8 protein-coding genes and 1 pseudogene are annotated in these 11,141 nt (G+C 45.8%); all 9 read right to left on the bottom strand.

Going from position 1 to position 11,141, the window contains the following annotated elements; translation table 11 throughout:
- Positions 1 to 335: pseudogene (locus B9J84_RS10735) on the bottom strand (nucleotide pyrophosphatase); the annotation flags it as partial.
- A gap of 176 nt (positions 336 to 511) precedes the next feature.
- The gene (locus B9J84_RS10730) at positions 512 to 1,525 is read right to left on the bottom strand and encodes a LacI family DNA-binding transcriptional regulator (RefSeq protein ID WP_094124101.1); all 1,014 of its coding nucleotides are present in this window, start codon (positions 1,523 to 1,525) and stop codon (positions 512 to 514) included.
- A gap of 63 nt (positions 1,526 to 1,588) precedes the next feature.
- On the bottom strand, positions 1,589 to 4,189 hold the full coding sequence (locus B9J84_RS10725; protein ID WP_094124100.1) for a glycoside hydrolase family 3 protein: 2,601 nt from the start codon (positions 4,187 to 4,189) through the stop codon (positions 1,589 to 1,591).
- Entirely contained in the window at positions 4,189 to 5,283 is a 1,095-nt protein-coding gene (locus B9J84_RS10720; RefSeq protein ID WP_013868152.1) for an ABC transporter ATP-binding protein, read from the bottom strand. The genes B9J84_RS10725 and B9J84_RS10720 overlap by 1 nt, the downstream gene beginning before the upstream one ends.
- An 80-nt stretch (positions 5,284 to 5,363) precedes the next feature.
- A complete protein-coding gene (locus B9J84_RS10715) occupies positions 5,364 to 6,230 on the bottom strand; it encodes a carbohydrate ABC transporter permease (RefSeq protein ID WP_017044900.1) in 867 nt (288 codons plus the stop codon).
- Between the two features lie 4 nt (positions 6,231 to 6,234).
- Positions 6,235 to 7,221, bottom strand: a complete 987-nt coding sequence (locus B9J84_RS10710; protein ID WP_013868154.1) for a carbohydrate ABC transporter permease — start codon at positions 7,219 to 7,221, stop codon at positions 6,235 to 6,237.
- Positions 7,222 to 7,315: 94 nt separating this feature from the next.
- Positions 7,316 to 8,563, bottom strand: coding sequence for an extracellular solute-binding protein (locus tag B9J84_RS10705; protein WP_094124099.1), 1,248 nt, complete (start codon positions 8,561 to 8,563; stop codon positions 7,316 to 7,318).
- A gap of 30 nt (positions 8,564 to 8,593) precedes the next feature.
- Positions 8,594 to 9,601, bottom strand: a complete 1,008-nt coding sequence (locus B9J84_RS10700) for a LacI family DNA-binding transcriptional regulator (protein ID WP_017050242.1) — start codon at positions 9,599 to 9,601, stop codon at positions 8,594 to 8,596.
- Between the two features lie 337 nt (positions 9,602 to 9,938).
- The coding region (locus B9J84_RS10695) for a carbohydrate porin (protein ID WP_143698855.1) at positions 9,939 to 11,141 on the bottom strand (1,203 nt) is incomplete at its 5' end.

The raw sequence follows: 11,141 nt of genomic DNA, 5'->3' as shown, positions 1-11,141 counted from the left end.
GGGATGGCGTAAGTTGGGTTAGAAATTTGTGCAATAACGCGAGCTTTTGTTTTTGCATCTAAAGGCAACATAAGGATATAGCTATCGAGTGTTACCCCGGCGATGGTAAATAAGGTCGAATCACGGGCAAAGCGCGTTGAATAGCTTAAAGACGACGCCATTTGATTTTTCAATATTTGCGCCGAATTGAACAGCCCGCCAACCACAGGCGCATCACTGATAGCAGCGAAAGAAGTTGATGAAAGTAAAGAGGTTAAGAGTAACGCGATGGGTTTTAGCCGCCCAAAAGAATAAAATATCATACTGTTTTCCCTACAGTTATTGCATGCGCACATTGTGGCAAGCTTACTCGTAAGGTCAAGTTGTAAGTCATATTGATGTTATAAGCCAACGATACACGAAGATGAATGTGAGGATTTAGTGGTAAACCTTAGCTCTCAAGGCACATTAGTTCGCCAATTCCGACGGTTATAATTTCATGTCCGACTAGCCCTCTAACGAGGGCTTTTTATTAACGATAGATAGACTTTGTGGACTCTCGCACAATTAAATCGATAGGGGGTAACCTAGCATCGTGCCTCTTACCACTGAGCAAGTTGAGAATGGAATGCGCACACACCGCACCGATCTCTTCAATTGGTTGGCGCAATGTCGTTAGGGCTGGAGTGAAATACTGAGAGACAGGTAAGTCATCAAAACCAATTACTGAAACATCATCTGGCACTCGCACACCGTGATCAGTTAACGCCTTAATGGCACCATAAGCCGTTTGATCATTAGCAGCAAAAATAGCCGAGAAATGGACTTTCGACTGCAACAGTTCAACCGTCTTTTCATACCCACATTCAGAGCTAAAGTCACCTTGTTTAATGAGTTTAGGCATAGGCTTAATTCCCGCTTCACGAAGCGCTTTTTGGTAGCCAGTGAAACGGGCGGTTGAATCAGGCTGATTAGCGAGCCCTTTTATATGAGCAATGTTCACGTGCCCTAATTGCAATAGGTGCAAGGTGGCAATATAACCGCCGAGTACATTGTCCACATTAATGCAACGTACATTATTACTAACAATTTGGTGGCCGACAGCAATGATGGGAATCGATTGAGCATATTTGAGGATTTGATCGCTTTTTAAACTGCCTGTCACTATGATCATTCCATCGACATTGCTTCTGGCAAGATACTCCAGTGCATGTGCTTCCAAGTTTTTCTGCCACTGACCTGTGGCAATCACCAGTGAATACCCTTGGGTCATTAATACCTTCTCCATGTCATTCAGAATTCGACTGGTGTGAGGGCTCTCTGCGTGCTGCACTAATACACCAATAGTCATCGAACGCTTATTGCCTAGATGACTGGTTGGGTAACTAGGTTTGTAGCCAAGGGTTTTAATTGCACGTTCAATATTTTGGCTTTTTTCATCCGATACGTAAGTTGTGCGATTCAAAAAACGAGAGACAGTGCTTGCCGAAACTTCGGCAAGCTTAGCGACATCATAAACAGTGGGTGCTTTCTTTGATTTTCTCATGGCGATGTTTGGCCCTTTAGAAGCACTCCTTCTCCACACGGAGAAGGAGTCTATCGTTTCTTTTTACTGTGTATCCCAACATATATTGGCGATCACAAATTGACACTCACCATTAGTAAATAATGAGAAGGGCGTGTCGAGATGAGTAAAACTTAATCCCTGCTCAGAGAAATGTGAACAAGCAATGTTCACGCGCGTAAAGCTATCATTGACGGTGGAAAAGTAGTGGCTGACGTCCACTTTAACCACGTTATCAATATCCCCCAAACATCCAGGAACAACGGCGCGTTGCAGTGACAAATAAACAGGTTCTGTTGCCGCTCTGAGCACTTTAATCTCAAAACTGACCACGCCATGCGCATTATCGTAATGGCTGAAATCTTCCGCTTGCCCTAGCCCCGTTTGCGCATAAACCATTGCTCCACCTCCCAGAATTTCTACCTCAACGGCGTCTTGCTGCTGCTGGTAGTTATACGGCTTAGTTCGGACAGCACCGAGTTTCATCACGTTGTTGCGTGAGACATCCACACCCATCCAATGTTCAGCATCCGACACTTTAAGTTGATAATCGCCTATCGTCGCCATAATGCCATACAGATGCTCTGCACGTGTTGCTTGCCATTTTACTTCTTCTGAGTCGATATCTAGATCAAGGTTATCCAAATCTCGAGTTTGTTTTTTTTCAGCGTAATTAAGCCCATAACCGTATTCAAATAAAGGAGCATGTTCCCCAACAGGAGACTGCTCACATTCAGGCACGACATAGTTGGGAATATGAGGAGGAATACGGTTCACACAGGTGCTGCGCTTTTTATTGGGCCAACTGAATGACAAGGTACCAGAGAAGTCGATATTAACTTCACCATTCTCTTTAGCCACTAAAACATCAGTAATGCCACGTCCTTCGCTGCCGGGTAAAAATGCCGCAACAAAAGCATCAGACAAGGATATTTCTTCATTGACAAACAGTGGACGACCGCTAAAGAAAATCGATACCACTTTTACGCCGCGCTTATGAAATGCTTTGATTTTTTCGCTATCTGCTCGGTAGCGACGTTTCAAGGTTGAAAACTCCAAAGATTGCCACGCTTTGATGTCACCCATCATTTCAGAATAAGGATCTTCACCAAACACCACAACCGCAATATCACCCGCTTGCCAATCACCCGTTAATTCTGGATCGTAGCAAACATTATCTATGCCCAATTCGGCTTCTAACGCCATTTTCACTGTGGTGGCTCCGGGGAAATCGGCTAAGTTATTTTCATCCCCTTGCCAAGTGAGGTTCCACCCGCCCGCTTGCTTTTGCAAATCATTGGCACCACTGCCCGTTAACACAACCTTGCACCCACGTTTGAGCGGTAAAATACCCTTGTTATTTTTCAACAGTACCATCGATTGCTGCACGGCTTGGCGAGCGATAGCACGATGTTCAGAGCAACCAATCAGTGACTGCTGACCAGCCAAAGCTCGCGCTGAAGGATGCGGTTTTTTCCATAAACCCGCGCGCATTTTCACCCGTAAAATACGCGTCACAGCATCATCAATTCGGCTTTGGCTCAGTACTCCACTTTTTGCATCGCTCACCGCCTGACGATAGGCTGATTGCCAATGCTCACGAATAGGGATCATTAAAATATCGTTACCCGCATTGATAGCGTAAGTCGCATTACCATCGGTACATTTACTGACTTCAGAATGACCATGCCAATCGGTTACAACTAATCCATCAAAGCCCATTTGATCTTTCAAAACATCAGTGAGTAGGTACTTACTGCCATGAATTTTGAGGTTGTAATCACCTGAAATGTGCGGCGCGTGATCATAGTTCGCTTGGTTATCCCACGAATTAAATGAAGACATCACCACTTGCGCACCGGCATTAAGGCCACTGAAATAGCCCATGGCATGCACGTTACGCAGCAGATCTTCACTGTAAGTATTGCTGCCGCGATCAACACCATTCACTGTGCCGCCATCGCCCACCCAATGTTTGACGTTTGAGATCACATGATGCTCACCTTGTAAGTCAATGGCATCACCTTGCAAACCTGCGACCATTTCGCTGGCATAAACATAAGTCACTTCAGGGTCTTCAGAGTAACCTTCATAGCAGCGCCCCCAACGCAAATCACGAGGGGTGGCTACGGTTGGTGCAAAGGTCCAATCAATACCCGTCGCGGCGATTTCCAGCGCGGTAATACGGCCAATTTTGCGAATTAACGCGGGATTGCGCGCGCACCCCAACCCAATATTGTGCGGAAATACGGTTGCGCCAAAGACGTTATTGTGGCCGTGTACTGCGTCAGTCCCCCACATAAACGGAATATGAAATGGGCGACCTTGATAAGCTTTTTCTGCGGCAAACCAGTATTCATCGGCTTTCGCTACCCATTCACTGGCTGGTGCATGTTTATTGCTGTTTGGCCAAGAGCCACCACCATTGAGTACCGTACCAATCTTATAATCGATGATTTCTTGCGGCGTAATATCGCGGATTTCTGGTTGGATAATCTGGCCAATTTTTTCTTCTAAGGTCATCAACCCTACGATTCTTGCTACTTGCTGTTCAATTTCAGGGTCAGCTTTGATTGCTGATTCTATTTTGGGCCAAACGTCGAAATAAGGGGCTTGCTTTATTATTGTCATCGTCTTGTTCACCATTAAAAACTGGCCAATGAGTTTTCACTCAGCGCATCAAAAATATGAATCGCATCTAGGTCGAGATAGAGTGTAACCTTCGTCACCTCTACCTCTGCCGCTTGGGTTTCCACCATCAAAGGCTGGCCTGCAACATGGGTTTTCAACAAAATGCTCGCACCGAGCAACTCTTTATCTTTGAGCGTAACGGCGATTGGCAAGACGCGTTCATGGTTAACTTGTTCTGCGCGTAAGTGAATATCGGTGGGACGAATACCGACATGCAATGCAAGGTTTTTAGACGCATGCGCTTTAAATCGCTCGGGAAGCGGAATAAAGATGTCACCCAGTTGGATAAGCCATTCGCCATCTTGCTGGATAAGTTGTGCATCAAGCATGTTCATCGAAGGGTTACCAATAAACTGCGCCACAAATTTGTTCGCCGGGCGTTGAAACACCTCTGTTGGCGTACCGACTTGCGCAACATAGCCATCTTTGAGGATCACAATGCGATCAGCGAGCGTCATGGCCTCAATTTGATCATGCGTAACATAAATAGTGGTAGTTTTAAGCTGACGATGTAACTGCTTGATTTCTTCGCGCATCACACCACGAAGCTTGGCATCTAAGTTAGAAAGTGGCTCATCAAACAAGAACACTTTTGGCGTACGCACCATGGCACGCCCCATCGCCACGCGTTGGCGTTGACCGCCAGATAACTCTTTAGGCTTACGATCAAGGAGCGGGTCAAGCTCTAACATTTTTGCCGCTTTACGCACTTCCTTATCGATTTCAGTTTTTGGCATGCCTTTTAACTTCAATGCAAACGCGATGTTTTCATACACGCTCATATGTGGGTAAAGCGCATAACTTTGGAACACCATCGCTAAGTCTCTATCTTTGGCATCTACGTTATTCATCCACTTGTCACCAACGTAAATATCACCGGCAGTAATCGACTCCAGCCCCGCCAACATGCGTAATGTGGTTGATTTTCCGCAACCCGATGGGCCAAGAAATACCACAAACTCACCATCATTCACCGTGAAATCAAAATGCCTAACAACATCCACATGACCAAACGACTTCTTAATGTTCTTAAATTCAACTTTTGCCATAATTTTTCTCCTTCACACTGCGCCTTCTTTCAACAAAACCACGCCAGCATGAGTAACTAAAATGAGGGATTGAAGGCTAATCAGCCTTTTACTGCACCGGATGTTAAGCCGCTTATCATCTGTTTGGACGCAAAGAGATAGATAGTCACCAGTGGCAATATAGAAATGGTGGTGCCAAGCATCACCGCACCCCAAGGCGTATTTGGAATGCCTTGCACGCTACGTAACGCCTGAGTAATGACGTAGTTTTCTGGCGATGTGAGCACCACTAACGGGTTCATAAAGCTGTTCCAGAAAAAGACAAACTGTACAATCGCCAGTGTTGCCAATGCAGGTTTCATCAACGGCAAAACAACGCTCCAGTAAGTACGAAACTCTCCCGCGCCATCGAGTTTGGCCGCTTCTAATAACTCTTTAGGAATAGAGGCCATCACGTGTTGGCGCATTAGAAAAATCCCAAATGGAGTGGTGGTAAACGGCAGCCAAACCGCCATGTGGTTATCCATCAAACCCAAAAATTTCACGATCATAAAATAGGGGATCAAGCTCAAGACGGGTGGGATCATCATGGAAGCCACCAACATGCCAAATAGCGCGTTCTTACCTTTGAACTGAAACACAGCAAACGCGTAACCGCCCATACTGCAAAACAACAGTGAGATAGTGGTGCCTAAAAAGGCAATGTAGATAGAGTTAAACATCGCCTGCCAAAACGGCATAATCTGCAACAGCTTTGCATAGTTAATGGCTAAGCTATCCCCAATGGCAAAGCTGATGCCTGAACCGAAGATTTCCGTACGATCGCGCGTTGACAGCAGCGCCGACCACAAAAATGGGAAAACTGTGATCAACGCCGAGACAATCAATACAACCGCCAGTAGTGCCATCATTACTTTAGTGATGAGTTCAATGCTGCGATCACTGAGTTTTAAAGCGTGGATTGACATGCTATTACTCCCCTAACCCTTTTTTACCAAAAAAGAAAAACTGAATCGCAGTACAAGTTGCAATCAGCGCAAACAGCAGCCAAGAAATAGCGGATGCCGTGCCCATCTCTAGCCACTCCCAACCCACTTTGTAGAGATACATTGAGATGGTTAAGCCTGCTTGGCCTACGCCTCCGGTGCCGCGCGTTAATACAAACGGTTCTTCAAACAGTTGTAAGTTGCCAATGATGGTCATGGTGACGGCAAAGAAAACGAAAGGGCGAATCATCGGCAGTGAGATATTCCAAAAACGGCGAAAGGCGTTAGCGCCATCCATCCGCGCGGCCTCTAAAATTTCTTTGGGAATGGTCATTAAACCTGTGGTGTACAACACGATGTTAAAACCGGTGTATTTCCAAAAAACCATGATGGCAATCGAGGGTTTGATCATGTTGGCATCATCTAACCAACGGATAGGTTGATACTCATTAAGCCAAGAAAATGCCCAGCCAAAGACACTGCTATCAGCTAAAGCCATTAAGCTTTGGTTGATGATGCCCGAATTGGGTGAATACATATTGAAGAAGATGAGCGACGCCGCCACCGTTGAAGTAATGAATGGTAAAAAATAAGCGGATGTCAGCCAATGACGCAGCCGATCGCCCAATGAAACCAAAATATAGGCCACTGGAATAGCCACTAAATGTTGAGCGACGCCCGAGGTTATCGCCAACCACAATGTATTGCTTAATGAACGCCACAACCAAGGGTCGGTCAATGCAACTTGGTAGTTATCAAATCCCACATAATTCATGGCGGCAACCCCTTCGACGGGGTTCCACGCATGAAAAGAGAGATAGACAGAAAACAGGAGAGGAAAAACTCCAAAAACAGAAAAAATAATCAAAAACGGCAATAGAAACCCGTACGGTGTAAGCGCTTTCAAACTCAGGTGAGAAAAAAAACGTCGACCCGATGGCGCTTGCACAGCGTTGCTCGTAACGTGATTCATAATAACGACCTCTTAGGCATAACATCATGCCTTCTATAACTTACGCTTAGTGAACCACCAGCACCGCTGGCGGTTCTTTTTAATGATGACAGTGCTATTGCATATTACGGGTACGACGCTGAATTAAACGTTCTGCATCTTTCAATGCGGCTTTGATGTCTTTGCCTTCATCCAACACTTCCATCAGTGCATTTTCTAAGATGATAGAACGAGCCACATGGTCGCCTTTCGCAGGCGCGACTGGTTTGATGTTTTTTGCCACATTCGCAAACAACAAACGCGCTTTTTGACCACCTAGAAATTCAATTTCTTCATTGAACATTGGGTCATCGTAAGTCGTGACATTAGAGGGGAACGCGGCAATCGTTTCGAACGCTTTAAGCTGCACATCACGGTTGGTTGTCATGTACTCAATCAGCTTCCACGCTTCATCTTGATGTTTTGATTGAGTAGGGATTGAGAGAAATGAACCGCCCCAACTGCCGTAAATACCATCAGGAAGGTTTGATACGGCCCATTTGCCTGCTGTATCTGGCGCAATCCAGTTTTTCAGATGTCCGAGTAACCACGCACCAGAAAGCTGAGTAGCAAAAGTACCGTTACGGAAACCTTCATACCATTCGTTAGACCATGCCAAAATTCGGCCATCTAGCCCTTTTTCACGAATCGTTTTTGCCACTTCAAATGCATGTACAAAACGTTCGGAAGTGACGACTGAATTTCCCTTACTATCAAAATACAATCCTTCGCCGTCAGGAACCGTGGTAAAAATGATCGCTTGTGCCACATCAGCGGCGGATGCAATCAGCTGTACGTTTTGTTTCTTCAATATTTCACCGGCTTTGATGTAAGAGTCCCAATCTTTTATCGCTTGATTGATGTCAATCCCCGCCTTTTCAAACACATCGGTTCGGTAGTACATCACGCCTGGGCCAAGGTCGACAGGAATGCCATACATATGGCCATCGCCACCCTTGCCTTGTGCCCAAGCATAAGGTGCGAAATGGTCTTGGAATTTGTCCGCGCCATATTTTTCCGACAAATTGACTAAGCCACCGGAGGCAACAAAGGGGCCAATTTTCTCTACATCAACCACAATCACATCCCCCGCTCCGGATCCTGTGGCAAGGTTCGTCGTCAGCTTGGTGTGGTGGTCGCCGTGGTTATTCATTAAATAGTCAACCTTGATACCACTCTTTTGTTCAAAGTCCGGCAATAAGACTTTCAAACTGCTATCAAAGTCGGGGAAACCGTCTAAACGGATGGTGTGGTCGGCAGCATATGTAAGCGAAGAAAATCCTAAAGCCACGGCGCTTGATAGCACTAAGGTCTTAAATTTCATGATTCATCCTTAATATCTTTATTGTTAGGTTTATAGGGTGTTGAGTAAATTTTTGACGGAGTCTCGTATCACCAACGAAGGGGATAATTTGAAGTTCACGTCGCGTTTGTTTTTGTGCAGCTTTTGAATAACGAGCTGAACCGCTTCTAAGCTCATCTGTTCAAGAGGGAAATTCACGGTCGTTAACGCTGGGGTGAGGTAACGCGCGAATAAAATATCGTCAAATCCAACCAAGGATATGTGTTGTGGTATTTGCAACCCGACACGGCGCAACTCTTCAAATGCACCAAATGCCATATGATCGTTTGAAGCAAATACGGCGCTAAATTCACAGTGACGCATCAGTAATTTGCGCATCGCTTTGACGCCGGATTCTTCGGTAAAACCAGCTTCAGACACGAGTGCTTCTTCATAGTCAAGCCCAGCCTCTTCCAACGCTTTTCGGTAGCCTTGCAAACGGCCTCGCGCATCAGATTTATCCAATGGCCCAGTAATACAAGCAATTCGTTGATGACCCTGACTGAGTAAATACTGTGTCGCCAAAAAGCCACCTATCTCGTTATCAATGTCAATACAGCTGCTGGCCATTTCAGGAATAAAACGGTTCACTAGCACCAAATGAACCCCTTGTTGATCCAATTCAATCAAGTAGTCATCGGTTAGATGTTGAGTATGGAGAATTAATGCATCGACTCGGCGACCTAGCAGAAATTGCACCGACTCTTTTTGTCCTTGCTCTGTGTTCGAGCCTGCCGTCACGACGACGTGGTAGCCAAACTTACGCAATTGCTCTTCAATGTTATGCAAAATGCTTGAATAAAAAGGGCCCCCTAATTCCGGTACTATGATGCCGATGCTCCCCGTACGGCTTGAGGCCAGTGCTTGAGCAATAGAATTGGGGCGGTAACCAAGATCTTTAATCGCCTTTTCGACTCTGAGTTTTTTATCGTGGCTAACACGGCTAGTTCCATTAATCACCCGCGACACCGTCGCTTGCGATACACCTGCATGATCAGACACATCTTTAATTGTCGCCACTCTCGCCTCACAACATTACTGACAAAACCAACAAGAAACCGCTTTCATGAGCTAGTATTCAAGATATCCCCTCGCTTTAGCGTGAGAGAAATCACATCGAACTAGGCACACAAATGACAATTATCTAAACATTGAAAGCCACAGCAGTTTCCCAGGCAGCCATGAAACTGTTTCATGGCAATCGGAAGAGAGAAAAAGATGATGGCCGATTACCGTAAATAAAAAAGGGCCACTAATGTGGCCCGAAAGCGTAAGTGTATCGCTGGAGGTTAAAAACCACGGCAGGCATCGAGCGAGCCGTGAAAAAAGAATGGACAGTTAATGATCAAATATGGGGTTACCACCACGCTTCCCACATCGCGCCAATCGTTACCGTATCTGGGTTACTTGCGGCTTTAAATAGGCCGTCTTTGTCGATCACAGTTTCGTTATCGGCATCACCCAAAGTGGCATAGAAACGGAGCATTGGTCGAGCGCCTGCACCTTTACCAAACGAAATGTTCTGCGATAGTGTCACTTTCCAAGAAGAGTTGGTGGCGTCGATGTTGTCAAAATCTACAACATCATAGCCAGCTTCTAACCACGTTGAGTTGGTCTCATCCCAAAAATACATCGGGCGAACCAACACGTTGTAGTTAGTACGGTCATACTGTTTGTATGCACCATCTTCGTAGGCTTGATAAGCCGCTAGGTATTCAATCGCCGCATTGTCTCCCAGCGCCTTACTCCCATCAAAGCTCACCAACAACGCTGATTGATTCTCCGTTTTCCAAAAAACACTGTCTTTGGCGTTATCAGCATAACGCACCACCAAACGGTCATCCCCAAACTTCAATTCACCCGCCACTTGAAACGCGTTGAGTTTTTTGGCCGTTGGATCCGAATTGTCATCAAAGCCGTAGTTAGCATAAATGCTGAGATTGGTTGTATCAGAAAATTGAATGCCGTGGATTTTGGTGGTCAATGCGTAATTACCATCTGGATGATCGCTAGGAGAAGCCCCCGTTGCACTGACGACACTGGCGTCGAATTTAATGCCTCCTAGATTAAGGTTGTAGAAACCACCACCTTGCCCATCATGCGTCATCCAAAAATAGTCGTTCAAATTCGTTGAAATACGTTGGTGAAAGTCTCGACCAGCCCATACATAAAGTTCAGGTTGGCTTTCAAAAATGTTGGTTCCGCCAGCGTAAGCTTTAGGCACACCCACCTCATCACCCCAATGGTTGAACATCACCACCACATCCCAAATAGCACCGCTGTCACTGACGAATCCTTTACCAAATTGGAACTCACCACCGTTACCTTCGTTACCTAAACGGCCTGTTGAGTTACCGTTTAAACGGCCATTGGTTTCAACCAGTTTGACATCGCCATTTTGGTAGGCTGCGCCATAACGAGCATAACCAGAAAATACGATACCCGCGGGAACGTTTATATCTGGTGTCAGCACCAGTGGTTGTTGATCTTGATCCAACACCTCAGGATTTGGCATTGGATCGTTGGCAAAAGAAGGAGCAGAAGAGAGTACGGCAGCCAC

Source organism: Vibrio sp. V03_P4A6T147, from assembly GCF_002241085.1.
In the GTDB taxonomy this organism is placed as follows: Bacteria; Pseudomonadota; Gammaproteobacteria; order Enterobacterales; family Vibrionaceae; genus Vibrio; species Vibrio anguillarum.
Note: the sequence above shows the minus strand (reverse complement) of the source record. Positions and strands in the feature narration are given on the sequence as shown.